Source organism: Mycobacterium sp. IEC1808 (assembly GCF_002101935.1).
Lineage (GTDB): Bacteria > Actinomycetota > Actinomycetes > Mycobacteriales > Mycobacteriaceae > Mycobacterium.
In genome coordinates this window covers 21671-46934 of record NZ_LQPV01000065.1, presented here as the reverse complement: position 1 = coordinate 46934, position 25264 = coordinate 21671, and the positions used below count along the sequence as shown (strand labels likewise).

At 71.0% G+C, this 25264-nt stretch carries 23 protein-coding genes and 1 pseudogene; 16 read left to right on the top strand and 8 right to left on the bottom strand.

Translation table 11 applies throughout. The annotated features are described in order from the left end of the window. Nucleotides 1-16: 16 nt before the first annotated feature. On the bottom strand, nucleotides 17-517 hold the full coding sequence (locus tag AWB92_RS25245; protein WP_085190549.1) for a DUF1990 domain-containing protein: 501 nt from the start codon (nucleotides 515-517) through the stop codon (nucleotides 17-19). A gap of 23 nt (nucleotides 518-540) precedes the next feature. Between AWB92_RS25245 and AWB92_RS25240 the strand changes: the two genes are divergently transcribed. The 3 genes and pseudogenes from AWB92_RS25240 to AWB92_RS25220 all read left to right on the top strand — a co-directional run. Continuing rightward, nucleotides 541-1416, top strand: a complete 876-nt coding sequence (locus AWB92_RS25240; protein WP_085190547.1) for an aldo/keto reductase — start codon at nucleotides 541-543, stop codon at nucleotides 1414-1416. Nucleotides 1417-1603: 187 nt separating this feature from the next. Next, nucleotides 1604-3859 (top strand): PE family protein, encoded by a 2256-nt coding sequence (locus AWB92_RS31185; protein WP_173817489.1) that lies wholly within the window; start codon nucleotides 1604-1606, stop codon nucleotides 3857-3859. Between the two features lie 114 nt (nucleotides 3860-3973). Then, nucleotides 3974-4087 (top strand): annotated as a pseudogene (locus AWB92_RS25220) (PE domain-containing protein); the annotation flags it as partial. A 77-nt stretch (nucleotides 4088-4164) separates the two neighbouring features. On the opposite strand, the gene AWB92_RS31180 reads toward AWB92_RS25220, so the two are convergent. Then, entirely contained in the window at nucleotides 4165-6726 is a 2562-nt protein-coding gene (locus AWB92_RS31180) for a LuxR family transcriptional regulator (protein WP_277622334.1), read from the bottom strand. A 155-nt stretch (nucleotides 6727-6881) separates the two neighbouring features. Here AWB92_RS31180 and AWB92_RS25210 point away from each other — a divergent pair, with 155 nt between their 5' ends. The 8 genes from AWB92_RS25210 to AWB92_RS25175 all read left to right on the top strand — a co-directional run bounded on the left by AWB92_RS25210 (nucleotide 6882) and on the right by AWB92_RS25175 (nucleotide 15802). Further along, entirely contained in the window at nucleotides 6882-8708 is a 1827-nt protein-coding gene (locus tag AWB92_RS25210) for a PE family protein (protein ID WP_085190540.1), read from the top strand. A gap of 25 nt (nucleotides 8709-8733) precedes the next feature. Next, nucleotides 8734-9360, top strand: coding sequence for a PaaI family thioesterase (locus AWB92_RS25205; protein ID WP_085190538.1), 627 nt, complete (start codon nucleotides 8734-8736; stop codon nucleotides 9358-9360). 61 nt (nucleotides 9361-9421) lie between these two features. Continuing rightward, entirely contained in the window at nucleotides 9422-11476 is a 2055-nt protein-coding gene (gene thrS, locus AWB92_RS25200; protein ID WP_085190536.1) for a threonine--tRNA ligase, read from the top strand. Then, nucleotides 11469-12029, top strand: coding sequence for an HIT domain-containing protein (locus tag AWB92_RS25195; RefSeq protein ID WP_085190534.1), 561 nt, complete (start codon nucleotides 11469-11471; stop codon nucleotides 12027-12029). Before thrS ends, AWB92_RS25195 begins: the two co-directional genes overlap by 8 nt. Continuing rightward, entirely contained in the window at nucleotides 12026-12658 is a 633-nt protein-coding gene (pgsA, locus tag AWB92_RS25190) for a phosphatidylinositol phosphate synthase (protein WP_085190532.1), read from the top strand. Before AWB92_RS25195 ends, pgsA begins: the two co-directional genes overlap by 4 nt. A 26-nt stretch (nucleotides 12659-12684) precedes the next feature. Further along, nucleotides 12685-13638 carry a phosphatidylinositol mannoside acyltransferase gene (locus tag AWB92_RS25185; protein ID WP_277622336.1) on the top strand — a complete coding sequence of 318 codons (954 nt, stop codon included), beginning with the start codon at nucleotides 12685-12687 and terminating at the stop codon, nucleotides 13636-13638. Further along, nucleotides 13638-14762: a glycosyltransferase family 4 protein gene (locus AWB92_RS25180; protein WP_085190528.1), complete on the top strand. Its 1125-nt coding sequence runs from the start codon at nucleotides 13638-13640 to the stop codon at nucleotides 14760-14762. Before AWB92_RS25185 ends, AWB92_RS25180 begins: the two co-directional genes overlap by 1 nt. After that, nucleotides 14762-15802, top strand: a complete 1041-nt coding sequence (locus tag AWB92_RS25175) for an NUDIX domain-containing protein (protein ID WP_085190526.1) — start codon at nucleotides 14762-14764, stop codon at nucleotides 15800-15802. Before AWB92_RS25180 ends, AWB92_RS25175 begins: the two co-directional genes overlap by 1 nt. Nucleotides 15803-15807: 5 nt before the next feature. Here AWB92_RS25175 and AWB92_RS25170 read toward each other — a convergent pair whose 3' ends face one another. Next, the gene (locus AWB92_RS25170) at nucleotides 15808-17469 is read right to left on the bottom strand and encodes a PE-PPE domain-containing protein (RefSeq protein WP_085190524.1); all 1662 of its coding nucleotides are present in this window, start codon (nucleotides 17467-17469) and stop codon (nucleotides 15808-15810) included. A 120-nt stretch (nucleotides 17470-17589) separates the two neighbouring features. On the opposite strand from AWB92_RS25170, the gene pdxS reads away from it, so the two are divergent. The 5 genes from pdxS (at nucleotide 17590) to AWB92_RS25145 (ending at nucleotide 21577) form a co-directional block, all read left to right on the top strand. Further along, the gene (gene pdxS, locus AWB92_RS25165) at nucleotides 17590-18504 is read left to right on the top strand and encodes a pyridoxal 5'-phosphate synthase lyase subunit PdxS (protein WP_068128615.1); all 915 of its coding nucleotides are present in this window, start codon (nucleotides 17590-17592) and stop codon (nucleotides 18502-18504) included. A 9-nt stretch (nucleotides 18505-18513) separates the two neighbouring features. Then, entirely contained in the window at nucleotides 18514-19359 is an 846-nt protein-coding gene (gene tesB / locus AWB92_RS25160; RefSeq protein ID WP_068188070.1) for an acyl-CoA thioesterase II, read from the top strand. A 7-nt stretch (nucleotides 19360-19366) separates the two neighbouring features. After that, nucleotides 19367-19963: a pyridoxal 5'-phosphate synthase glutaminase subunit PdxT gene (gene pdxT / locus AWB92_RS25155; protein ID WP_085190522.1), complete on the top strand. Its 597-nt coding sequence runs from the start codon at nucleotides 19367-19369 to the stop codon at nucleotides 19961-19963. 230 nt (nucleotides 19964-20193) lie between these two features. Next, the gene (locus tag AWB92_RS25150) at nucleotides 20194-20949 is read left to right on the top strand and encodes a YebC/PmpR family DNA-binding transcriptional regulator (protein ID WP_068101572.1); all 756 of its coding nucleotides are present in this window, start codon (nucleotides 20194-20196) and stop codon (nucleotides 20947-20949) included. Between the two features lie 13 nt (nucleotides 20950-20962). Next, nucleotides 20963-21577: a methyltransferase domain-containing protein gene (locus AWB92_RS25145; RefSeq protein WP_085190520.1), complete on the top strand. Its 615-nt coding sequence runs from the start codon at nucleotides 20963-20965 to the stop codon at nucleotides 21575-21577. 53 nt (nucleotides 21578-21630) lie between these two features. Here the strand turns inward: AWB92_RS25145 and AWB92_RS25140 are convergent, their stop codons facing one another. From AWB92_RS25140 to AWB92_RS25120, 5 genes are read right to left on the bottom strand one after another with little or no spacing between them, the layout of a single operon-like run. Next, a complete protein-coding gene (locus AWB92_RS25140) occupies nucleotides 21631-23184 on the bottom strand; it encodes a polyamine aminopropyltransferase (RefSeq protein WP_085190518.1) in 1554 nt (517 codons plus the stop codon). Further along, the gene (locus tag AWB92_RS25135) at nucleotides 23181-23636 is read right to left on the bottom strand and encodes a DUF350 domain-containing protein (RefSeq protein WP_085190516.1); all 456 of its coding nucleotides are present in this window, start codon (nucleotides 23634-23636) and stop codon (nucleotides 23181-23183) included. Before AWB92_RS25135 ends, AWB92_RS25140 begins: the two co-directional genes overlap by 4 nt. Nucleotides 23637-23669: 33 nt before the next feature. After that, complete coding sequence (locus AWB92_RS25130) at nucleotides 23670-24101, bottom strand: DUF4247 domain-containing protein (protein WP_085190677.1); 432 nt, start codon at nucleotides 24099-24101, stop codon at nucleotides 23670-23672. Further along, the gene (locus tag AWB92_RS25125; protein ID WP_085190514.1) at nucleotides 24098-24601 is read right to left on the bottom strand and encodes a DUF2617 family protein; all 504 of its coding nucleotides are present in this window, start codon (nucleotides 24599-24601) and stop codon (nucleotides 24098-24100) included. Before AWB92_RS25125 ends, AWB92_RS25130 begins: the two co-directional genes overlap by 4 nt. Before the next feature lie 10 nt (nucleotides 24602-24611). After that, a complete protein-coding gene (locus tag AWB92_RS25120; RefSeq protein ID WP_085190512.1) occupies nucleotides 24612-25223 on the bottom strand; it encodes a DUF4178 domain-containing protein in 612 nt (203 codons plus the stop codon). Nucleotides 25224-25264: the final 41 nt, after the last annotated feature.

Sequence of the window (25264 nt, the reverse complement as noted above, 5' to 3'; positions counted from 1 at the left end):
ACGCTCGGCGGCGGGATCAGACCGCGCGCAGGTAGCGCCGGGCGATCACGCGCTGGGCCGCCCTGACGACCGGTCCGCCGGCCTTGCTCCACCAGGCGGCGGGTCGGGAGAACGCCGACACCTCCGCGTATACCGCGTCGGTGGCCGGGTCGCGGCGCACGACGAAGCGCTCCTCGCCCGACTCCGGGTGGCCCGGCAGCGTGCCGTAGGCGAACCCGCGGATGTCGGGCTCGTCGACGACGTAGACGACCCTGCACGGCGCGGGCAGAAAACCCAGCCGGACCACCAAGACGGCGTCGACCTCGGCGACCTCGGTGCTGGCCTGCACGCGCAGGCCGGATCCGCGTTGCATGCCCCAGCGCATGACCGCGTCGCCGGCCTGCTCGAAACGCGTTCGGCCGGTACCGATTTGACGCTCGTTGTGCTGGTGGTCGTAGCCGTCGGGCAGCTCGCCGTCCGCCGTGGCGCCTATCTCTTTGTACGTGAGTGGAAGTTCTTCGAGCGCTTGTAGGTCCACGGGTTCAGCGTACGGTCGTAGAGGTGACCACTGAGACAGTTGCCCAAGCATCCGGAACGTTCACCCTCGGCGGCGACCTGACCGTCAACCGGCTCGGTTTCGGCGCCATGCGCCTGACCGGCAAGGGCGTGTGGGGGCCGCCCGCCGACCGCGATGAGTGCGTGCGGGTGTTGCGCCGCGCCGTCGAGCTCGGGGTGAACTTCATCGACACCGCGGACTCCTACGGGCCCTACGTATCCGAGGAGATCATCCACGACGCGCTGCACCCTTACGACGGCCTGGTGATCGCCACCAAGGCGGGGCTGCTGCGCACCGGCCCCGACGTGTGGGTGCCGCTGGGCAACCCGAGCTACCTGCGCCAGGAATGCGAGATGAGCCTGCGCCGCCTCGACGTGGAGACCATCGATCTGTTCCAGCTGCACCGCATCGACCCAAACTTTCCGCTGGCCGACCAGGTGGGCGAGCTGCTCACGCTGAAGAACGAGGGCAAGATCCGCCACATCGGCCTGTCCGAGATCGACGTCGACCAGCTCACCGCCGCCCAGCAAATCACCGAGATCGTGTCGGTGCAGAACATGTACAACCTGGCCTCCCGCGGCGCCGAGCCGCTGCTGGACGCCGCGACCAGCCAGGGCATCGGCTTCATCCCGTGGTTCCCGCTGGCCGCCGGGCCGCTCGCCGCGCCCGACGGCCCGCTGCAGCGCATCGCCGTCGAGCACGACGCGAGCCCGTCGCAGCTGGCGCTGGCCTGGCTGCTGAAGCGCTCGCCGGTGATGCTGCCGATCCCGGGCACGTCCAGCGTCGCGCACCTGGAGGAGAACGTCGCCGCCGCCGAGATCACCTTGACCGACGAGGAGTTCGAGACGCTCGCGGCCGCGGGAGCCCAGCGGACCGTCTGACCGCCGTCCGCACCCAAAAATAGGGAAAATTCCCGATATCCCGGGGCCGCCCGATTCCGCACACTCAACGGCGAGCGCTCCGGGCGGCCGGCACGGCCACACCAACCGCGACACCCCCACGCTGCGGCTCCCCGTCGCCGTGACGCCGCCCGGACGCGCCGAATACAGCTGTGGGCGGAGGGAAGAAATGTCGTTTGTGGTGGCGGCGCCGGAGGTATTGACCTCTGCGGCAACGGATTTGGAAAGCATCGGGGCGGCGCTCAACGAAGCCCACGCGGCGGCGGCCGGCTCGACGACCGGGGTGCTGGCGGCGGGGGCCGACGAGGTCTCGGGCGCAATCGCGGCCCTGTTCAGCGGTCACGGTCAGACCTTTCAAGCGCTCAGCGCTCAGGCGGCGTCGTTCCATCAGCAGTTCGTGCAGACATTGACCGGCGGCGCGGGCGCGTATGCCCTGACCGAGGCCGCCAACGCGTCGCCGTTGCAGACCCTGGAGGACGACGTCCTCGGCGTGATCAACACGCCCACCGAGGCGCTGCTGGGGCGTCCGTTGATCGGTAACGGCGCCGACGGTGCGCCGGGAACCGGGCAGCCCGGCGGGCCTGGCGGCATCCTCTGGGGCAACGGCGGAAACGGCGGGTCGGGGGTGGCCGGCAGCGGGACAGGCGTGGCCGGCGGCCCCGGTGGTGCCGGCGGGCCCGCGGGCCTGTTCGGCACCGGCGGCGTGGGCGGAACAGGTGGGACCGGTGGCGCCGGCGCGGTCGGCGGGGTAGGCGGCACCGGTGGCGTCGGCGGGTTGCTGGGCGGAGGCGGCGGGGCCGGCGGCGTCGGCGGGACCGGCGGTTCCGGGGCGGGCCTGGGCATCGCGGGTGGCCACGGCGGTAACGGTGGTCTCGGTGGCGCCAACGGCGCGCTGCTGGGCTGGGCGGCCGGCCCGGGCGGGGCCGGGGGTACGGGCGGCACCGGGGATGTCGGCGCCTCGGGCAATCCCATCATCGGCGGATCCGGTCAAACCGGTTTTGCCGGCGGGGTTGGCGGTAACGGCGGGGCCGGCGGGTCGAGTTCGGCACTCTTCAGCAACGGCGGAGCCGGCGGGGTAGGGGGTGACGGCGGGATGGGCGGCGCCGGTGGCGGCGGCACCACCTCGGTCCTTGGCGGCGACGGTCACGCCGGCGGCACCGGCGGGACAGGCGGTAGTCCGGGCGCAGGCGGTCCCGGTGGATCGGGCGGCCTGTTCGGGCTTCGGGGTGCCGATGCGCCGGGCGGTGTGGGCGGCACGGGGGGAACCGGCGGGGCCGGTAGCGCCGGCACCGCGGCGGTGACCCAAGGTGCCACCGGCTTCAACGGCGGCGCCGGAGGGGCCGGCGGCCAGGGCGGCAGCGCCGGTCCCGCAGGCACGAACGGCACCGGCGGCGACGGGGGCCGTGGCGGCCAGGGCGGCACCGGTTACAGCTACACCAGCGGCACCGGCAGCGGCCTCAACGGCGGCACTGGCGGACAGGGCGGAGTCGGCGGCGACGCCGGGGCCGCCGGCAGCGGGAGCGGCCTCGCCGGCCAGGGCGGCCACGGCGGCACCGGAGGCACCGGCGGCTCGGGTGGTCAAGGTGACAGCGGCGCAGTAGGTTCCGGCGCAAACTTCAGCGTCGGTGGTCACGGCGGTAACGGCGGCCGGGGCGGGGCCGGTGGCGTTGGCGGCGGCACCCCGAACGGCGGCAGCAATGGCGACGGCGGCCAGGGCGGCGTCGGCGGGGCTGGCGGGCAGGGCGGCGACAACTTCACCCCCGTGACCTCGCACAACTTAGTCAACGGCGGGGGCGGTGGCGGTGGCGGAGCCGGCGGCGCCGGCGGCAACGCCGGCACCGGCATCGGTACCGGCGGCGCGGGCGGTCAAGGCGGTCTCGGCGGCAATGGCGGCGACGGCGGGTTGGGCAACACCACGGGCACAGGCGCGGCGGTCGCCCATGGAGGCGAAGGCGGCCGTGGTGGCGCCGGTGCGAGCGGTGCGGTGAGCGGCACAGGCGGTCTCGGGGGCGCCGGCGGCGGAGGCGGCGGTGGCGGCGCCGCCGGGAGCTCATTCGATTCAGTGATCTCCGGTGGCGGCGGTGGCGGCGGCGGCGCCGGCGGTGTGGGCGCCATCGCCGGCGTCGGTGGTGATGGCGGCGACGCTAACGGCGCGAACACGGGGTACTTCGGAGGTATCGGCGGCGTCGGCACCGGCAGCGTGGTCGGCGGCGGTGGCGGGGGCGGATCCATCGCCGGTACCCCCAGCCTCGACGGCCAAGGCTCCAACGGGAGCAACGGTGCCTCGGGCGGGGCGGGCGGTGCCGGCGCCACCAGCAACGTCTACTTGAACAGCGGCGGCAACGGCGGCGCGGTCGGCACCGGGGGATCCGGCGGTGGCGCTTATTCCCTGTTTAGCTACGGCAGCTCCGGTCAGAACTCTTAGCACGTCACCGCCGCTGAGGACTTTGATCCCCAATCCGTTTCCGCGAAGCGCGAATCGAACACGCCGGCCCTACACTGAGATCCTTCGTTTTCGGGCTCGGATCGGAGGCCAGCGATGTCGTTCGTGGTTGCGGCGCCGGACATGTTGTCAACGGCGGCAAGGGATTTACGGGACATCGCTGCCACGCTCACCGAAGCTAACGCCGCGGCCGCAAGTCAGACGACCGCGTCCGGCCAGCATGGTTAAGACGGGGTACCTCCGCAGGCCGGACGCGGCCTTTCGACCCAACCGTCTAGACGGCGCGGTCAGGCGTCGCTGGCATGCCGGGCGCGTGTAGCGGCTTGCGTGCGGTTGGCGACGCCGAGTTTGACGAGGATCGAACTCACATGGCCGCCGGCGGTTTTGGGGCTGATGTGCAGCGCGGCGGCGATCTGGGCGTCGCTTTTCCCGGCGGCAAGTAGCTCGAGTATTTGGCGTTCGCGGCGTGTCAACCCGTTGGGGTCGGCAAGCGTCTTGGCGCCGGGGCCGCGACGGGTGGGACCGCGCAACGCCGCCAGGCGCTCCTGCGCGCGACGGGCCGAGGCGCGCGCACCGAGGCGGCGAAACGTCGCGAGCGCCGATTCCACCGCGGCGATGTCGCCGCTCAGCGCAGCGATCGCCGCGTCGTAGGGGCAGTTGCGGCCTGTCCACGCCGCCCCGACTGCTTGCCAGTCGTCGTCAGGTTCACCGCCGGCCAGGCACATCCACCGGCGCAGGGGTTCGACCAACCAGGCATCGGCTTCGGTGGGGCGGGCCGCCAACCCCGCCCGGGCCTCGGCGAGCGCGGTGTCGTCGTCGCCGGCCAACCACGCCGCCTCCGCGCGCGCCGCCCAAACCTGCAGCCCTAACACATTGCCCGCGGTGGACTCCAGGGCTTCATCGAGCAGGTCCCCCGGCCGCTCGCCGCGGCGCGCACGGGTCAGCGCAAGCACAACGAGCGGCAGGATTCGGTGCTGCGGGCTCAGATCCGTGCGGGTCAGGACTTGCTCGGCGAGTAGCGCGGCCTCGGCCCAACGGCCTTGGTGCAACCTGGTCAGCGCCTCCGCTCCGGTAATCAGCGCCTGGAACATGACCAGGTCGTGGTCGTCGCAGAACGCCGCCGCACGGGTGAGGTACTTCTCGGCGCGGGCAAGCTCGCGTCGCAGCGCGGCGGCCGAAGATATGAGGACGCCCAACACCGCAGCATGTTCGGTCAGGACCGGCTCGCCCAGCGCGTCGCGCCAGACCTCCTCGAAGTCTTCCCAGCCGGTGTCGCCGCGGAATACCCGGGCCATCGCCTGATAGCCGCGCGCCCGGATGACGACGGCGGGGTCGTCCAGTTCGACGCCGAGAGTCAGTGCGCGCTCGGCATATTCGGCGGCGGCTGTTAGGTCGTAGCTCACCACGGTGCAGGAGTGCGCCATGTTGATCAGCGACCAGGCCAGCTGCTGCGAGGGGCCGAGACCATCGAGTAGCCGAAGCGATGCGCGGCCCGCCTCGATGGCTTCGGCGGTCCGTCCGAGCGGCTCCAGCAGATGCGACAGCCAGCGCAGGTCGTCGCCCTCTTCGAGTCGATGACCGAGTTGGTGGCGGACTTCGATGGCCGCGCGCCACGACGACATCGACGCCGCCGCCTGCCCGCACAGGTAGCTTTCGAACGCGTGGCGCTCCAGCCACTGCGCATCCTGCTCGGGAGGGGCGGTGCCGCGATGGCGCAGCGTCAAGCCGTAGAGCTCGGCGGCCTCGGCGTGCGCGCCCAGCGCCGCGGCCCGCTCCGCCGCCGTCGGGCCGTGACGGGTCACCGCGTCGCCATCGCCGACTTGGTCGGCGTGAAAAACCAGCGCCGGCAACACGTTCGGGTCGATGGGTGGTTCGGCCAACGCGACGAGCGCGCGCTTGTGCAGCAGCCGGCGTCGGTGGTCGGGGATGCGAGAGAGCGTGGCCAGCCGCGCCAGCTCGTGGCGAAACCCGATCGCCTGCCCATCCGCGACCAGCACTCCCGCGTCCAGGCATTCGTCCAGCGCCGCGCCGACGCCCGGGCACACCTCTTGCACCAGCGCCGCGTCGGCGCGCGGTCCACAGACCGCGACCGCTTGTGCGGTCTCACGCGCCGCGCCCGACAGCAGAACCAGCCTGCCCCACACCGCCTCAGAGACGCTGCTCGGCAGGACGCTCCCATCCAGCGCGTCGACGCCGCAGGCCAACACCTCGGTGACGTAGAACGGGTTTCCTCCGGTGAGGCGGTGTAGCTGGTCGGCATTGAAGCCGCTGCCGGCGGCCAGCACCGCCACCGCGTCGCGGCTCAGAGGCTCCAACGGGACGCGGCTGACCGCGGCGCAGGTCGCCACATCCCCCAGCGCCACCGACAGCTGCCGGTCAATCTCCTCGTCGCGATAGGAAATCACCAGCAGCAGCGGCAGCGACGCGATGCGCCGGGCAAGGAAGCGGATCAGATCCAACGTCGACCCATCGGCCCAATGCGCGTCCTCGATAACCCACACCCAGCGCTGCCCGTCGCGCAATATCGCCAGAAGCCGCCGATACAGCGCGCCGGTGTCGCCGGATTCGATCGCCGTGACCAGACCGCCGGCCGCCGCCGGCTCGAATCCGGCCAGCGAGTCGAGCAGTGGGCCCAACGGGCGCGGCGCCGCCAGCGGATCGCACCAGCCCACCAGCAGCCGTTCCGAGCCGTCCAGCGCAGCCTTGAAGCGGTTGATCAGTGCCGTCTTGCCGACTCCGGTCTCCCCGCGTACCAACGCCACCCGGCCCGAGCCGCGACGCACGGCGCGCGCCAGCCCGGTCAGCTCGGCCAGCGCCGCCTGTCGCTCCAGCAAACACTCCACGGTCACTCGCTTAGCAAAAACAGGGAAAATTCCGGATCAACCGCGCCCACCCGCCAGCGCAGACTGTGGAGGGAACGCTCCGGGCGACCCATGCGGCCTTACTGTAGCCGCGACCCCGCGCGGACGCGCCCGATACGGCTGCATTTGGTGGGAGGGCCGAAATGTCGTTTGTGGTTGCGGCGCCGGAGTTTTTGTCAACGGCGGCGGGGGACCTACAAGGGATCGGCTCCGCGCTCAGCGAGGCCCACGCGGCGGCGGCGGGCCCGACGACTTCGCTGCTGGCGGCGGGCGCGGACGAGGTATCGGCGGCCATCGCGTCGCTGTTCGGCGGGCAGGCGCAAGCCTTTCAGGCGTTGAGCGCGCGGGCGGCGTCGTTTCACGCGCAGTTCGTCCAAGCCCTGAATGCCGGTGCGGGCTCGTACGTCGCCGCGGAGGCCGCCAACGTGTCGGCGCAGACCGTCGAGCAAGACGTGCTGGGCGTGATCAACGCGCCGACCGAGGCGGTGTTGGGCCGCCCGCTGATCGGCGACGGCGCGCCCGGGGCCCCCGGGCAGGCCGGCGGGGCCGGCGGCTTGTTGTTCGGCAATGGAGGTCCCGGTGGCAACGGTTTGCCCGGCCAGTCCGGTGGCCACGGCGGTGCCGCGGGATTGCTCGGCAACGGCGGCGCCGGCGGGATGGGTGGGGCCGGCGCCTCCGGCGGCACCGGCGGCCGGGGCGGACTGTTGTACGGCAGCGGCGGGAGCGGCGGGCAGGGAGGAACCGCGCTCGCGGGCATCAACGGCGGCCTGCCCGGCCACGGTGGCAGCGGCGGCAACGCCTTCCTCTTCGGCAACGGTGGCTCCGGCGGCCAGGGCGGCACCGGCTTGACCGGGGCCACTGGTGTCAATCCCCCGGTCAGCGGCCAAGCGGCCATGGGTGCCGCTGGTTCCTCTGAAGCTGTGGTTAATGTCGGTGCCAGTGGAGGCGCCGGCGGTGCCGGCGTTGATGGCGGACTCGGCGCCACCGGCGGCACGGGCGGATTTGGCGGGCTGGCAAACGTCACCAGTGGCACCGGAGACGCTCTTGGCGGTGCCGGCGGACCCGGCGGTACGGGCGGCAACGGGGGTGCCGGCGGCCTCGGGGGCGTGGCCGCTGGACCCTCCGGCGGCTCCGGCGATGCCGTCGGGGGCCGCGGCGGCAACGGGACTTTGGGCTCGGCGCCCGGGGGTGCGGGGGGCGCCGGAGGCAATGGCGGGCAAGCCTTCCAGAACGGAACCGGCCTCGGCGGCCTAGGTGGCTCCGGCGGCGGCGGGGGCACGGGCACGGCCGGCGGTGTCGGCGGCACCGGGGGCGCGGGCGGCAACGGCGGTCACGGCGGCCTCTTGGTCGGCGACGGTGGTGCCGGCGGCACTGGAGGCGCAGGGGGTATCGGGGGCACCGGTGCCACCGGCGGCCCAGGCGGTACCGGCGGCGCTGGTGGAGACGCCATCCTCAGCACGGGCGCCGCGTTTGGCAACCGCGGCGGCACCGGTGGCGGCGGCGGGGTGGGCGGCCTGGGCGGCGACGGCGGTGCCGGTGGCGCGGGCGGTAACGGCGGTGCCGCCGGGTTGCTGGGTGCGGGCGGTAATGGCGGCAACGCCGGCGTGGGCGGCGTGGGCGGCACCGGTGGTATGGGCGGCATGGGCGGCAACGGGGGTCCGGGTGGCAACGCCTCGGCTGCCCTTTTCAACCATGGTGGCTCCGGCGGTGGCGGCGGCGATGGCGGTACCGGCGGCGGCGGGGGCAACGGCGGCGGCAGCGGATTGGGCGGCGCGGGCGGGACCGGCGGGTTGCTGATGGGCCCGGTGGGTGTCGGCGGCGCCGCCGGCATCGGCGGCGCCGGGGGGCCCGGTGGCGCCGGGGGCGCGCTCGGCAGCGGCGGCTCTTTCGGCACCGGGTCAACCAGCAACGGCAACCCCGGCGGCAGCGGAACCGGCGGTGCCACCGGCGCGCCCGGCCAGCACGGTTAATCCTCCCTGACACCGATACGGTGTCCTGGTGGCCGGCGACCATCACAGACACCCCGGCGGCGGCTTCAACCCGCCCGAGCCGACGACCAAGGGCGGCCCCGATTACGGCCGGTTCATCGACGCGGTGCGCCGGCTGCAGGACCACGCCCGCGCCGTCGACGCGCCCGACGAGGTGATCACCGAGGCCGCCGATCAGCTGGAGAAGCTCTCGGCGCTACTGAGCCCGTACGACGCCGACGAGTGGGAGTCGCCGTCCGGGCGCCGGATGGACCTGCCCATGCGCGGCAACATCCTGAGCATCCCGATGAAGGCGAGCAAGGGTGACGACGGCCGGATCCACGGCTGGGCGCGCTTCCGGCGCTATCACCTGGGCCGCAATGGCGCCGTGCACGGCGGGGCGCTGGGGATGCTGTTCGACAGCGTGCTCGGGTTGACGTCGTCGGTGATCACCGGCGGTCCGCGCCAGCGCACCGCCTACCTCAAGATCGACTACCGCCACATCGTGCCGATCGAGAAGGAATTACAGTTCGAGGCCGGCATCGACCGGGTGGACGGGCGCAAGATCTTCGTGTCGGGCCGGCTCTCCGACGGCGACACCCTGCTGACCGAGGCCGACGCGCTGTTCGTTCGGCTCAAGCCTGGCCAGCCCTGAGGGTCGTCGACCCCGATAGCATTGCAACGACTAATCACCTAGACGTTGGAGTACAGACCCGATGAGCGCCGCCGCCAGCCCTGCCCCGGCCCCCCCGATCCGGGTGCCCGCCGGGACCACCGCGGCCGCCGCCGTCGGTGAGGCCGGGCTGCCCAGGCGCGGCGCGCCCGACGCGATCGTGGTGGTGCGCGACGCCGACGGCAAGCTGCGCGACCTGAGCTGGGTGCCAGACGCCGACGCCGAGGTAATCCCGGTCGCGGCCAACACCGACGAGGGCCGCAGCGTGATCCGGCACTCGGCCGCGCACGTGTTGGCCCAGGCCGTCCAAGACCTTTTCCCGCAAGCCAAATTGGGCATCGGGCCGCCCATCACCGACGGCTTCTACTACGACTTCGACGTGGCGGAGCCGTTCACGCCGGAGGATTTGGCCAAGCTGGAAAAGCGGATGCGCCAGATCGTCAAGGACGGCCAGCTCTTCGAACGGCGCGTCTACGAATCCAAGGACGCCGCGCGCGCCGAGCTGGCCAACGAGCCCTACAAGCTCGAACTCGTCGACGACAAGTCCGGCGACGCGGAGATCATGGAGGTCGGCGGCGACGAGCTCACCGCCTACGACAACCTCAATCCCCGCACCCGCGAACGGGTTTGGGGCGACCTGTGCCGAGGACCGCACATCCCCACCACCAAGCACATCCCCGCGTTCAAGCTGACCAGAAGCTCGGCGGCCTATTGGCGCGGCGACCAGAAAAACGCGAGCCTGCAACGCATCTACGGCACCGCGTGGGAGTCGCAGGAGGCGCTCGAGAACCACCTGGAGCTGATCGAGGAGGCCCAGCGCCGCGACCACCGCAAGCTCGGCGCCGAGCTGGACCTGTTCAGCTTTCCCGACGAAATCGGTTCGGGTCTGGCGGTATTCCATCCCAAGGGCGGGATCGTGCGCCGCGAGCTCGAGGACTACTCGCGGCGCAAGCACACCGAGGCCGGCTACCAGTTCGTCAACACCCCGCACATCACCAAGGCCCAGCTGTTCCACACGTCGGGCCACCTGGACTGGTACGCCGACGGCATGTTCCCGCCGATGCACATCGACGCCGAGCACAACGAGGACGGGTCGCTGCGCAAACCGGGGCAGGACTACTACCTCAAGCCGATGAACTGCCCGATGCACTGCCTGATCTTCCGGGCGCGCGGGCGGTCCTACCGCGAATTGCCGTTGCGGCTCTTCGAGTTCGGCACGGTCTATCGCCTGGAGAAGTCCGGCGTGATCCACGGGCTGACCCGGGTGCGCGGCCTGACGATGGACGACGCGCACATCTTCTGCAGCCGCGAACAGATGCGCGACGAGCTGCGTTCGCTGCTGCGCTTCGTGCTCGACCTGCTCGGCGACTACGGCCTCACCGACTTCTACCTCGAGCTGTCGACGAAGGACCCGGAGAAGTTCGTCGGCTCCGACGAGGTGTGGGAGGAGGCCACCAACGTGCTGGCCGAGGTGGGCGCCGAATCCGGGCTGGACCTGGTGCCGGACCCGGGCGGCGCGGCGTTCTACGGCCCGAAGATCTCGGTCCAGGTCAAAGACGCGCTGGGCCGCACCTGGCAGATGTCGACCATTCAGCTGGACTTCAACTTCCCGGAGCGTTTCGAGCTGGAATACACCGCCCCGGACGGGAGCCGGCAGCGCCCCGTGATGATCCACCGCGCGCTCTTCGGGTCGATCGAGCGGTTCTTCGGCATCCTGACCGAGCACTACGCGGGGGCGTTCCCGGCATGGCTGGCGCCGGTTCAGGTGGTCGGCATCCCGGTCGCCGACGAACACGTCGAGTATCTGGAAAGCGTTGCCGCGCAACTGAAGGCACACGGTGTCCGGGTCGAGGTGGACGCCAGCGACGACCGGATGGCCAAGAAGATCGTCCACCACACCAACCAGAAGACGCCGTTCATGTTGCTGGCCGGTGACCGCGACGTGCAGGCCGGCGCGGTGAGCTTCCGCTTCGGCGACCGCACGCAGATCAACGGCGTGGCTCGCGACAGCGCCGTCGATGCGATCGTGAAGTGGATCGCCGACCGCGAAAACGCCACTCCTACAGCCGAACTCGTGAAGGTAACCGGCGGTGAGTGACTCCGAGCGCGACGACACGATCCTCGACCGGGGCGTCGGCGAGCAAGACCACCTGCAACGGCTGTGGACGCCGTACCGGATGAACTACCTCGCCGAGGCGCCGATGAAGCGCGACAACGGCAAGACCGAGCAGCCCTTCACCGACATCCCGCAGCTGCCCGACGAGGACGGGCTGGTGGTCGCGCGCGGCGAACTCGTCTACGCCGTGCTCAACCTCTACCCCTACAACCCCGGGCACCTGATGGTGGTGCCCTACCGGCGGGTCTCGGAGCTCGAGGACCTGACCGAGGCGGAGAGCGCGGAGCTGATGGCCTTCACGCAGAAGGCGATTCGCGTCATCAAGAACGTGTCGCGGCCGCACGGCTTCAACGTCGGGATGAACCTGGGCACGTCGGCCGGGGGCTCGCTTGCCGAGCATCTGCACGTGCACGTCGTGCCGCGCTGGGGCGGCGACGCCAACTTCATCACCATCGTCGGTGGCGCCAAGGTGATCCCGCAGCTGCTGCGCGACACCCGCCGGCTGCTCGCGACGGAGTGGGCGCGAAACCAATGAGTAAAGTGCCGTTCCTGTCGCGGGCGGCGTTCGCGCGGCTCACCACTCCTACGGCGCGGGCATGCCTGAAAGTCGGATTGACCCCCGACGCCGTCACCATCCTGGGCACCGTCGTCGCGGTCGCGGGGGCACTGACGCTGTTCCCGACGGGCCGGCTGTTCGCCGGCACGCTGGTGGTCTGGTTCTTCGTGCTCTTCGACATGCTCGACGGGGCGATGGCCCGGGAACGGGGCGGCGGAACGCGTTTCGGCGCGGTGCTGGACGCGACGTGCGACCGGATCAGCGACGGCGCCGTGTTCTGCGGGCTGCTGTGGTGGGCCGCCTTCGGCCTGCACGACAAGCTCTTGGTGGTGGCGACGCTGGTCTGCCTGGTCACCTCGCAAGTCATCTCCTACATCAAGGCGCGGGCCGAAGCCAGCGGGCTGCGCGGCGACGGCGGCATCATCGAACGTCCGGAGCGGTTGATCATCGTGCTGGTCGGAGCCGGCATCTCCGACTTCCCCTACATCGCTTGGCCGCCCGCGCTGTCGGTGGCGATGTGGCTGTTGGCGGCGGCCAGCGTCGTCACCTGCGTGCAGCGGTTGCACACGGTGCGCACTTCCCCCGGCGCGACGGAGCCCATGCCGTGATCCCGAACCCGCCCGGCCTCAATGCGATCGGGGCGCCCCGCCGCCTGGTGAGTCGCCTGGTAGCAGCCACCACCACCGACAGGATGAGCGACTGGGCGTATGCCACCGGGTGGATGGCGGTGCGGGCGATGCCGGAGTTCGCCGCCCGCAACGCATTCGACGCCGGCGCGCGTTACGCGGCTCGCGGCGGCGGGCCTGATCAGTTGCGCAAGAACTTGGCCCGCGTGATCGGCGTGCCACCCGATCAGGTGCCGGACCAGCTGATGCGAGCCTCGCTGGCGTCCTACGCCCGCTACTGGCGGGAGGCCTTCCGGCTGCCGACAATGGACCACCGCGAGTTGGCCCGTCGCATCGACAAGACGTTCCGCGGGGCCGACCACATCGACGCCGCCCTGGCCGAGGGCAGGGGAGTGGTGCTCGCGCTGCCGCACAGCGGCAACTGGGACATGGCCGGGGTGTGGCTGGTGCAGACGCACGGCACCTTCGCCACCGTCGCGGAGCGCCTCAAACCCGAATCGCTGTACCGGCGGTTCATCGGGTACCGGGAAAGCCTTGGCTTTGAGGTCATCCCGCTCTCCGGCGGCGAACGCCCGCCGTTCGAGCTGCTGTGCGAGCGGCTGCGGGCCAACCGGCCGGTGTGCCTGATGGCCGAGCGCGACCTGACCCGCACCGGTGTGGAAGTGAAATTCTTCGGCGAACCCACCCGCATGCCGGCCGGGCCGGCGAAGCTCGCGATCGAAACCGGGGCGGCCCTGTGCCCGGCGCACTGCTGGAACGAGCCCGACGGCTGGCCCGTCGAGATATACCCGCCCGTGGATACCTCGAGCGGCGACGTCCAGGCCATCACGCAGGCGCTGGCCGATCAGTTCGCCACGAACATCGCCGCGCACCCCGAGGACTGGCACATGATGCAGCCGCAGTGGCTCGCGGACCTGTCCTCGGAAAGGCGAGTCAAGCTGGCAGGTCCGAGGGAAACCTGATGCGAATCGGGATGGTCTGTCCGTATTCGTTCGACGTGCCGGGCGGGGTGCAATCCCATGTCTTGCAGCTGGCCGAGGTGATGCGCGCCCGCGGGAACGAGGTCAGCGTGCTGGCACCGGTGTCCCCGCACGCCGCGCTGCCCGACTACGTCGTCTCCGCCGGCAAGGCCGTCCCGATTCCCTACAACGGGTCCGTGGCCCGGCTGCGGTTCGGCCCGGCCACCCACCGCAAGGTCAAAAAGTGGCTCGTGGAAGGTAATTTCGATGTCCTGCACCTGCACGAGCCCAACGCGCCCAGCCTGTCGATGCTGGCCCTGAACATCGCCGAGGGGCCGATCGTCGCCACGTTTCACACGTCGACCACCAAATCGCTGACCCTGACGGTCTTTCAGGGCATCCTGCGCCCGATGCACGAGAAGATCGTCGGCCGGATCGCGGTGTCCGACCTGGCCCGGCGCTGGCAGATGGAGGCGCTGGGCACCGACGCGGTGGAGATCCCCAACGGGGTCGACGTGGATTCGTTCGCCTCGGCGCCGCGGCTCGACGGATATCCGCGGCCGGGCAAGACGGTGCTTTTCCTGGGCCGCTACGGCGAGCCCCGCAAGGGCATGACGGTGCTGCTCGAGGCGCTGCCGCGGGTGGTGGAGAGTCACCCGGATGTGCAGTTGCTGATCGTCGGGCGCGGCGACGAGGACGAATTGCGCGAGCAGGCAGGCGAATTGGTGGACCACATTCGCTTCCTCGGTCAGGTGGACGACGCCGGAAAGGCGTCGGCGATGCGCAGCGCCGATGTCTACTGCGCGCCCAACACGGGAGGGGAGAGCTTCGGGATCGTTCTGGTCGAGGCGATGGCCGCCGGCACGCCGGTGGTGGCCAGCGACCTGGACGCGTTCCGGCGGGTGTTGTGCGACGGCGACTGCGGGCGGCTGGTGCCCGTCGATGACGGCGCCGCGCTGGCCGATGCGCTGGTCCAGGTGCTGGCCGACGACGCGCTGCGCGAACGCTACGTGGCGGCCGCTTCGAGGGCGGTCCACCGCTACGACTGGTCGGTGGTGGCCAGCCAGATCATGCGGGTGTACGAGACGGTCGCCGGGTCGGGCGCCAAGGTTCAGGTGGCCAGTTGATGACGTGGCTCGTCATCGCCGTCGTGGCGTTGGTGGCGCTGCTCGCCTTCGCCGGCTGGGCATACCAGACCGCCCACCGGCTCGACCGGCTGCACGTCCGCTACGACCTGTCCTGGCAAGCGCTCGACGGGGCGCTGGCCCGACGCGCGGTGGTGGCTCGGGCCGTGGCGATCGACGGGTATGGAAGTTCCGCCGAGGGCAGGCGGCTGGCCGCGCTGGCCGACGCGGCGGAACACGCGCCGCGCCCGGCCCGCGAGAACGCGGAAAACGAGCTGTCGGCCGCGCTCGCAATGGTCGACCCCGCGTCGCTGCCGGCGGGTCTGATCGCCGAGCTGGCCGACGCCGAGGCCCGCGTGGTGCTGGCCCGCCGCTTCCACAACGACGCCGTTCGCGACACCCTGGCCCTGCGTGAGCGATTCTTGGTGCGCACCCTTCGACTGGGCGGAACCGCCGCGTTGCCAAGCTATTTCGAGATCCTGGAGCGCCCGCACGCACTGGCGCACCCCGAGCGCGGCGTGCCCAACCACCGCACGTCGGCGCGGGTGGTGCTGCTCGACGAGTCCGGCGCCGTGCTGTTGTTGTGCGGGTCGGACCCGGCCAACCCGGCGTTCGGCGACGGGGCCGCGCCCCGGTGGTGGTTCACCGTGGGTGGCGAGGTGGGTGATGGCGAGCGGTTGGTCGAGGCCGCCGTGCGCGAGCTGGCCGAAGAGACCGGCCTGCGGGTCGAGCCGGCCGACATGATCGGACCCGTGTGGCGGCGCGACGAGGTCTTCGAGTTCAACGGCTCGCTGATCGAGAGCGAGGAGTTCTACCTCCTGCACCGCACCCGCCGATTCGAGCCGTCCCTGGCGGGGCGGACCGAGCTGGAACGCAGCTACATTCACGGCGCCCGTTGGTGTGACGCGAACGACATCGCCGAGCTGACCGCCGCGGGCGAGCAGGTGTACCCACGCCAGCTGGGCGAGCTGCTGCCGGTGGCCAACCGGCTGGCGGGCGGCGCCGACAACGCCGCGGCCGGAGTGCCGCAGCCCATCCTCTGAGGTCGCTAGAGCCGCAACCCCACGTCGGTCAGCGCGTTGGTGACTCCCTGCACCGCCCCCTGCTGCAGCTCGGCGCCGAGCGTCGCCGGATCGATCTGCGGGAACAGCCCGAACGGCGTCGGCACATCCTGGTAGGCGGCGCGGTCGTAGCCCAGCTCGACAAGCACCCGCAGGTCCGGCTGGACCAGGTCGGCCAGCGGGTGTCCCACCAGGGGAATGGCGCGCAGCGGGTCCAGCAGCGGCAGGTTCGGATTGGGAATCAGGATGTAGGTCGTCATGGTGTCCCCCGGCGACACGGGCTGGACCACCCCCGACGCCAGCTGGGCGGTGGTCACGGTGTTGTAGGCCGGGTGCACGAAAAGGAAGCCGGCGATGGCGTTGGCGTCGGCCAAGATATCGATGGGGTACTGCGGGAAGTCGGCGGCGCCGTCGTATTGGACCGCGTAGTCGATGGTGGGGTAGGCGTTGGTGGGCGTCGCGCCGTAGAACGTGAAGCCGATTCCCGGTATGGAGAAACCGGGAATGCGCGCCAGCAGCCCGCCGTCGGGGCGGTCCGGGTTGGCGATCAGCACGAAGGACAGCTGGTCCAGCGCCGGCCGCACGCCCGCCGGCAAAGATTGCAGATAGCGCATTTCGACGGTGGCGATCACGGCGCTTTGCGAGCCGCCGAAGACGATGACGTGGTTTCCCGCCGCGAGTTGCGTGTTGATCGCCGTGTTCAGGTTCTGCACACCCTGGGCCACGGACTGGTCCAGCGTCAGGCTGTCCAGCCCGGTGAACGGGAACAACTTCTCGGGCGTCACCAGGAACTGCGCGTTGTAGTCGGGATGAGTCGGATTGATGAAGAGCTCGGAGGCCAGCACGTTGTGCAGCCGGGGCAGCGGGCCGAGGCCGGTGCCGCCCATGATCAGCGCCGTCGGACCGCCGACTCCCACCTGGTTCTCGTTGATGAGCAGCACCCCGACGTTGCCGTTGCCCGGGTTCCCGAAGCCGATGTTCTGATTGCCGGTGTTGCCGATGCCGATGTTCTGGTTGCCCGTGTTCTGGATGCCGAAGTTCGCGTTGCCGAGGTTTCCGATGCCGATGTTGCCGTTGCCGACGTTGTTGATGCCGATGTTGCCGACGCCGACGTTTCCGCTGCCCAGGTTCTGCGGCAGCGCCTGCCACGGCACCAGTTGCGCGACCGCGGCCGAGGCGCCGGCGTAATAATCCGACATCGCGGCCGCGTCCTGCGCCCACATCTGCTCGTACTCGGCCTCGGCCGCCGCGATCGCCGGGGCGTTCTGGCCCAGCAGGTTGTATCCCACCAGCGAGGTCAACCGGGTTCGGTTGGCGGCCACCGCAATTGGGTGCACCGTGGCCGCCAGCGCCGCCTCGAAGGTCTCGGCGGCCAACCGGACCTGGGCGGCGGTCTGCTCGGCCTGACCCGCCGCCGCGCTCAGCCACGCCGCGTACGGGCCGGCCGCGCTCGCCATCGCCGCCGCCGCCGGGCCGGCCCAGGCCTCGCCCGCCAACTCGGCGGTCACCGACGCGAAGGAGCCCGCCGCGGCGCGCAACTCCTCGGCCAGTCCGTCCCATTCCGACGCCACCGCCAGCATCGGGCCCTGGCCCGGACCGGCGAACATGCGCGCGGAATTCAATTCCGGAGGCAACACGGCGAAATTCATCGCAACGTTTCTTTCGACTCGGTGATCTGACGATATGACAGGTCCCGCGCCCGAGCTGGAAAAACCGGTTTGTTGGCCCCCACTAGACTGGTGCAGGCATTGACGGAGCGAAGGAGAGACGTGGACACCGCCCAGGCAAATGGTGGCCAGGCCAACCAGACCGGCACCGCGCGCGTCAAGCGCGGCATGGCCGAGATGCTCAAGGGCGGCGTCATCATGGACGTCGTCACGCCCGAGCAGGCCCGCATCGCCGAGGGCGCCGGCGCCGTCGCGGTCATGGCGCTGGAACGGGTGCCGGCCGACATCCGCGCCCAGGGCGGGGTGTCGCGGATGAGCGACCCCGACATGATCGAGGGCATCATCGCCGCCGTGACCATCCCGGTCATGGCCAAGGTGCGGATCGGGCACTTCGTCGAGGCGCAGATCCTGCAGAGCCTCGGGGTGGACTACATCGACGAGTCGGAGGTGCTGACCCCGGCCGACTACACCCACCACATCGACAAGTGGAAGTTCACCGTGCCGTTCGTGTGCGGCGCGACCAATCTCGGCGAGGCGCTGCGGCGCATCGGCGAGGGCGCGGCCATGATCCGGTCCAAGGGCGAGGCCGGCACCGGCGACGTTTCCAACGCCACCACGCACATGCGGGCCATCAGCGGCGAGATCCGCCGGCTGACGTCGCTGTCCGAGGACGAGTTGTACGTCGCCGCAAAGGAATTGCAGGCGCCCTACGAGCTGGTCCTCGAGGTGGCCCGGGCGGGCAAGCTGCCGGTCACCCTGTTCACCGCCGGCGGCATCGCCACCCCCGCCGACGCGGCGATGATGATGCAGCTCGGCGCCGAGGGCGTGTTCGTCGGCTCCGGCATCTTCAAGTCCGGGGCGCCCGAGCACCGCGCCGCCGCGATCGTCAAGGCCACCACCTTCTACGACGATCCCGACGTGCTGGCCAAGGTGTCGCGCGGGCTGGGCGAGGCGATGGTGGGCATCAACGTGGAGCAGATCCCGCAGCCGCACCGCCTGGCCGAACGCGGCTGGTAAGAACAACCTGTGTCGATCGAGAAGATCCTTGATCTCGAGCAACTCGAGGTCAACATCTATCGCGGAAACGTGTTCAGCCCGGACTCGGGATATTTTCAGCGCACCTTCGGCGGCCACGTAGCCGGGCAGTCCCTGGTGTCGGCCGTGCGCACCGTCGACCCGCACTTCCTGGTGCACTCGCTGCACGGCTACTTCCTGCGGCCCGGGGACGCCACGGCGTCGACGGTCTTCATCGTCGAACGAATCCGCGACGGCGGCTCGTTCTGCACCCGCCGCGTCAACGCCATCCAGCACGGCGAAACCATCTTCTCGATGTCGGCGTCGTTCCAGACCGACCAGGAGGGCATCAACCACCAGGACGCGATGCCCGCGGCGCCGCCGCCGGATGGCCTGCCGGGGTTGAGCTCCATCAAGGTGTTCGACGACGCCGGGTTCCGCCAGTTCGAGGAGTGGGACGTCCGGATCGTGCCGCGGGAGCGCGTGGAGCGGCTGCCCGGCAAGGCCTCGCAGCAGCAGGTGTGGTTTCGCCACCGCGACCCGCTGCCCGACGATCCGGTGCTGCACATCTGCGCGCTGGCCTACATGAGCGACCTCACCTTGTTGGGCTCGGCGCAGGTCACCCACCTCGACGAACGCGCGCACCTGCAGGTGGCCTCGCTCGATCACGCGATGTGGTTCATGCGGGTGTTCCGGGCCGACGAGTGGCTGCTCTACGACCAGTCCTCGCCCTCGGCCTGCGGCGGTCGCGCGTTGTGCCAGGGCAAGATCTTCAACCAGTACGGCGAGATGGTCGCCGCGGTCATGCAGGAGGGTCTGACCCGCTTCCCGCGCGGATACCAGCCGCACAAGCAATGATTTCCCCGTGAGCGCGCCGAAGATCGGGGTCCTGGCCCTGCAGGGCGACACCCGCGAGCACCTGGCGGCGCTGCGCGAGGCGGGAGCCGAGTCGATGCCGGTCCGTCGCCGCAGCGAGCTGGATGCGGTGGACGGGCTGGTCATTCCCGGCGGCGAATCCACCACGATGAGCCACCTGTTGCTGGATTTCGAGCTGCTCGAGCCGTTGCGGCGGCGGCTGGCCGAGGGGCTTCCCGCCTACGGCGCGTGCGCCGGCATGATCCTGCTGGCCACCGACATTCTCGATGCCGGCGCGCGGGGCCGGCAGGCGCTGCCGCTGCGCGCGATCGATATGACGGTGCGGCGCAACGCTTTTGGGCGACAGGTCGACTCGTTCGAGGGCGACATTCCGTTCGCCGGGCTCGACGGGCCGGTGCGCGCGGTGTTCATCCGCGCGCCGTGGGTCGAGCGGACGGGCGACCGGGTGCAGGTGCTGGCCAGCGCGGCCGGGCACGTCGTCGCGGTCCGGCAGGGCCCGATGCTGGCGACCGCGTTTCACCCCGAGATGACCGGCGATCGTCGCATCCACCACATGTTCGTCGACATCGTCAGGGGCGAGGCGTAGTCACATCGGTCACTTGCGTCCCGCGCCGGGTGGCATGAGGCTTTTTGTCCGCCTCACAGCGACAGCCGTTGTCGCTCTGAGGCGGACAACAAGGATGCCGGTCACTTTCTTGTGACGCCTGTGACTGCGGTGACGGCGGGGACACCGGGGCCATCGGCATCCGCCGCCCACGTAGACTCGTTGGGCGAGTTATCGAGCACCAGAATGCAAAAGAAGAGGTAGCAACACCGATGAGCGGCCATTCCAAGTGGGCCACCACCAAGCACCAGAAGGCCGTCAAGGACGCGCGCCGCGGCAAGGAGTTCGCGCGGCTGATCAAGAACATCGAGGTCGCGGCCCGTACCGGCGGCGGTGACCCGGCCGGCAACCCGACGCTCTACGACGCGATCCAGAAGGCCAAGAAGACCTCGGTGCCCAACGACAACATCGAGCGCGCCCGCAAGCGCGGGGCGGGCGAGGAGGCCGGCGGCGCCGACTGGCAAACCATCACCTACGAGGGCTACGCGCCCAACGGGGTGGCGGTGCTGATCGAGTGCCTGACCGACAACCGCAACCGCGCCGCCAGCGAGGTGCGGGTGGCGATGACGCGCAACGGCGGCACCATGGCCGACCCCGGCTCGGTGGCCTACCTGTTCTCCCGCAAGGGCGTGGTCACGCTGGAGAAGAACGGCCTGACCGAAGACGACGTGCTGACGGCCGTGCTCGACGCCGGCGCCGAGGACGTCAACGACCTGGGCGACAGCTTCGAGATCATCTCCGAGCCGACCGACCTGGTCGCGGTGCGCACCGCGCTGCAGGACGCCGGCATCGACTACGAGTCGGCCGAGGCCAGTTTCCAGCCGTCGGTCAGCGTTCCCGTCGACCTCGACGGCGCCCGCAAGGTGTTCAAGCTCGTCGATGCGCTGGAGGACAGCGACGACGTGCAGAACGTCTACACCAACGTCGACGTCTCCGACGAGGTGCTGGCCGCGCTCGACGAGGAGTGAACGGCGGGGATCGATGACCGAGCCGCCCGTCGTCAACCATCACGCCGACCACCCGGGCTTCGGCGGCCCGATGGGCATGGTGACCGCCCTGGGCATGCTCGTCATGGGTCGCGGCAACGCGCGCCTGGCCGTCGACCTGGCCGGGGTGTCTGGCGCCGACCGCGTCGTCGACATCGGTTGTGGCCCAGGCAATGCCGCACGAGCCGCCGCCAGCCGGGGCGCGCGGGTCGTCGGGGTGGACCCGTCCCCGGTGATGCTGGGCCTGGCTCGCGCCGCGACGCGTGACCGCCCGACGGTCACCTGGGCTCAGGGCGGCGCGGAGGGGCTGCCCGTTTCCGACGGCTGGGGGACGGTCGCGTGGTCGCTCAAGACGGTGCACCACTGGAAGGACGTCACCGCCGGGCTCACCGAGCTGCGTCGCGTGCTCGCGCCGTCGGGCCGGCTGCTGGTGATGGAGCGCCGGGTGCAGCCAGGGGCGACGGGCTTGGCCAGTCACGGCTGGACCGAGCCGCAGGCCGAGGCGTTCGCGGCGCAGTGCCGGGCGGCGGGCTTCGTCGACGTGCGCGTCGACCAGCGTCCCAAGGGCCAGGGCGCGGTGTGGGTGGTGCGGGCGGACCAGCCTGCCTAGTCGGCGATCGCAAGCGCGGCGGAGCCGGGCGAAGCGGGTCGCCGCCCGAGTGCCTAGTCGTACCCGTGCCGCATGTCCTCGACGACGCGCGGGTTGTCCAGGGTCGACGGCTCGAGCGGGCGGTCCCCGATGTCGCCGGCGAAGACGGTGGCCGCGTCGAGCACCCGCTGGTTGAGGAACCGCAGCGGGGGAGCGTCGGTCGGCACCCGCGGGACCGGCGCAGCGTCGCCGCGTTGCGCCAAGGCGAAACCCCAGTCCCCGAACGTGGGCACGTGCACGTGATACGGCGTGACGGCGTAACCGGCGGCCCGGATCGTCGAGACCGTGCGCCAGAACGCCGTCCGCGTGGAAAACGGGCTGCCCGCCTGCACGACCATCAGCCCGCCGGGCGCCAGCGTGCGGGCGGCGAGCGCGTAGAACTCGGTGGAGTACAGCCGACCCAGCACGGGCGTGTCGGGGTCGGGAAGGTCGACGATCACCGCGTCGAATCCGGTGTCCGAGGCGCCACGCAGCCAGGTCATCGCGTCGCCGATCACGACCTTGACGCGCGGGTTGTCCAGCGAGCCGCCGTTGGCCTCGCGCATGGTGGTGCGCGCCAATTCGATGACGGCGGGGTCGAGCTCGACCTGCACGATCTTGCCGATGCCGGGCTGGCGCAGCAGCTCGCGGGCGGCCAGGCCGTCGCCGCCGCCGAGCACCAGCACCGAGTGGGCGCCGGCACCGAGGGCGGGGTAGACCAGGCTTTCGGTGTAGCGGTATTCGTCGCGGGTGGAGAACTGCAGGCCCCCGTCGAGGTAGAGACGCATGTCGTTGCCGCGCCGGGTCACCACGATCTCCTGATAGGCGGTGTGCCGGTAGGCGATGATCGGGTCGGCGTAAAGCCTTTGCCTGCTTGTCGTTTCGATGTCCGCCGAGCGCACCAACAGCGTGGCGAGCAGCCCGAGCGCGGCGGCGAGCGCGCACAACGCCGTCGCCAGTTGCCGCGCGGACACGATGCGGCGCAGCAAGAAGACCGCCACGATCCCCGCCGCCGCCAGGTTGATGATGCCCGTGGCCGCCGCGCCGCGGATCATCCCGAGGTGCGGTAGCAGCAGGAACGGCCAGACGAGCCCGCCCAGCAGCGCGCCCAGGTAGTCGGCGGCGTTGAGGCTGGCCAGCGTGCGGCCGGCGTCGGCCGCGCGGGCCGTCCGCCCCCGCTGCAGCAGCGTCATCAGCAGCGGCACCTCGGCGCCGACCAGGCCGCCGATCAGGGCCGTGCCCGCCGCCAGCACCCACGTCGAGCCCACCGAGCCGTCCAGGAACGCGAACACCGTATACAGCGCGGCCGCGGACAGGCCGCCGATAATTCCCAGCAGCGCCTCGACGGCGATGAAGGCGATCGCCGCGTGCGCCAGCAGCGGCTTGGCCAGCAGCGCGCCCGCGCCCAGCGCCGCGATGTAGCCCGCGACGATCAGCGACGTGGCGACGATGCCCCCGCCGTTGAGGCTGGCCGACAGCGTGAGCAGCGCGAGTTCGTAGATGATGCCGCAGGCCGCGCACGCCGCCACGGCGGCCAACAAGACGGCGCGCCACCGCAGCGAGGCCCCGACCGTGACGCCCGCGGTCATGACACCGCCGCGGCGGTCACCCCTCCCACGGCCAGCAATATCAGGGCGACCGCGAAGGACCCGGGATGCAGCGTGGGCTCGTCGATGTGCTCGTGGAAGTCGCCGGGGATCAGCAGGTGCATCGCCAGCAGCGCGATCCCGAGCAGGATCACGCCCATCAACCCGTACACCGCCACGCCGAGCAGTCCCTGACCGAGCTGGCTGTAGCTGTTGGCGATGGCGGTGATGATGACGATGGTGAGCGAGATGTACATGGCGCCCGCGACGACGACGGCGTTGGGGCGGCGGTCGATGAACACCAGCTGGCGCAGCTTGCCCGGGGTCAGCCAGTCGACCATGTAGAACCCGACGAGCAGCACCGCCATCCCGACGGCGAAGTACAGGATCGTCGCGACCGCGCCCCTCAAGACGGGATTGACGTCGACGTTGCCGATCTCGACGGCGAGGTTCATGGTTGTCTCCTTTACGGTTACTGCCTTAAGCCATCACTTGGTTCCGCCGGGGCCGCCCGGGGTGCCGCCGGCGCCGCCCGACGGGGAGCCGGGGAAGAAGCCGGGGCCCAGGAAGACGAACGCGCCGTGGCTGTATCCGGCGCTCAGGGGTTCGACGCGGATGCTGCACGGATTGTTGCCGTCGGGCCCGACGATCACGATGTTGTTGCTGTACCGCAGGTATTCGCTGTCGCCGTTGGACGCGCGCGCCTCGGGCGCCTGATAGTCGGCGAGCGCGTCGGCGACCTGGTCGGGGGACCCGGTGCACTGGTAGCGCGTGCCGTTCACGTCGCGGGAGTACTCGTGATAATGGCTCGCGATGTAGGACCCGATGTCCTTCTGCTCCAAGATGATTCCGAAGACCAGGCAGACGACGGCGGCGACGGCCAGCGCCCCGGAGATCAGGAACAGGCGGTTGCGGCTCACGGACGCCACCGGCTCTCGGTGTGCACCACCACGCCGCCCGACTCCAGCGGGTACAGATGCCAGGTCTGCCAGTGCCAACCGGCGCCGTCGGGCTCGGCGGCCAGGGCGGTCAGCGCGGCGTCGTCGCCTGGGAACGTGCCGCCGAGCCAGCCCGGTTGCCGCGCACACCGTTCGCGCAGCTCGCCGGCCAGCCGGCGGAAGCTCGCCTCCTCGTGCCTCTCGGTGCGGGAGCGCAGCCGGTAGCCGGGGGCGTCGGTGCGCCGCGGCAGGTCGCCGCCGATGCCGCGGGCGGTGCACGAAACCTGTTCGGAGAACTGGCCTTTCGCGTGCTCGACCGCGACCACGTGCGATGCGCCCAGCACGCCGAGCAGCAGCGCGCCGCCGTCGGGATGCTCCAGCGAACACTCGGCGAGCGGCGCCGGCGCGGGCGCGTTGAGCGCGAGCCCCAGCCGTTCCCCGGACACGTCCGCCGGAGTCACGGCGAGCTGATGGAGGGGCACCGAGTGGGTCCTATGGGGATGAGGGTGGGGGCGCGGGGTAGACGGTCAGCTCCCCGGGCACGACGGACTTGCCCGTCGAAACCTCCCAGGGCATGTCCGGGGCCCAGCGCTCGAACGAGAGCAGGGCGCTCTCGTTGGCGTTGGTGCAGTCGAGGAATTCCATCTCGCCGCCGGCGGGCAGGCCGGTGGTGCCCTCGGTGGTGTAGGACGCCCGGCCGCGCTCCGTCTCGTGGAAGGCCACGCCGTCGATGACGTACTGGTCACCGGGCTGCAGAGTGAGGTCCTTGCGGGTGACCCACATGGCCAGCTCCAGGCGCCCGTCGTCCTCCTCGACGCTCAGCCAGATCGGCTGGTCGCCGCCCTCCAGGAGGTGCTCCCACCACACGAACGGTCCCTCGCGGAACGTCACCGAGCCGCGCACCACGAGGTCGACGCCGCCGTAGCTGACGATCGCCCCGGGGCCGAGTTGGCGGGGCCCGAACTGCGGCATGGCGTTGAACGACAGCGGGTCAGAACGCCCGCTCGGCGGGGCCGGCTTTTTGGGTCGCCGCAAAGCGATGACCAGCACCACGATCGACGCGATGAACAGCACCGCCGCCAGGACGAGCAGGACTGTTCCCACGCTGAACCTTCCGTTGCCACAGGGCTAGAGCGAACGTGGGC

Excerpts from the sequence above, each read along its gene's own strand:
- AWB92_RS25210 (WP_085190540.1), top strand. The coding sequence starts at position 6,882 with ATGTCGTTTGTGGTTGCGGCGCCGGAGTTTTTGTCAACGGCGGCGGGG.
- AWB92_RS25140 (WP_085190518.1), bottom strand. The coding sequence starts at position 23,184 with ATGACCGCGGGCGTCACGGTCGGGGCCTCGCTGCGGTGGCGCGCCGTC.
- pgsA (WP_085190532.1), top strand. The coding sequence starts at position 12,026 with ATGAGTAAAGTGCCGTTCCTGTCGCGGGCGGCGTTCGCGCGGCTCACC.
- AWB92_RS25135 (WP_085190516.1), bottom strand. The coding sequence starts at position 23,636 with ATGAACCTCGCCGTCGAGATCGGCAACGTCGACGTCAATCCCGTCTTG.
- AWB92_RS25150 (WP_068101572.1), top strand. The coding sequence starts at position 20,194 with ATGAGCGGCCATTCCAAGTGGGCCACCACCAAGCACCAGAAGGCCGTC.
- AWB92_RS31185 (WP_173817489.1), top strand. The coding sequence starts at position 1,604 with ATGTCGTTTGTGGTGGCGGCGCCGGAGGTATTGACCTCTGCGGCAACG.
- AWB92_RS25145 (WP_085190520.1), top strand. The coding sequence starts at position 20,963 with ATGACCGAGCCGCCCGTCGTCAACCATCACGCCGACCACCCGGGCTTC.
- AWB92_RS25180 (WP_085190528.1), top strand. The coding sequence starts at position 13,638 with ATGCGAATCGGGATGGTCTGTCCGTATTCGTTCGACGTGCCGGGCGGG.
- AWB92_RS25175 (WP_085190526.1), top strand. The coding sequence starts at position 14,762 with ATGACGTGGCTCGTCATCGCCGTCGTGGCGTTGGTGGCGCTGCTCGCC.
- thrS (WP_085190536.1), top strand. The coding sequence starts at position 9,422 with ATGAGCGCCGCCGCCAGCCCTGCCCCGGCCCCCCCGATCCGGGTGCCC.
- AWB92_RS25170 (WP_085190524.1), bottom strand. The coding sequence starts at position 17,469 with ATGAATTTCGCCGTGTTGCCTCCGGAATTGAATTCCGCGCGCATGTTC.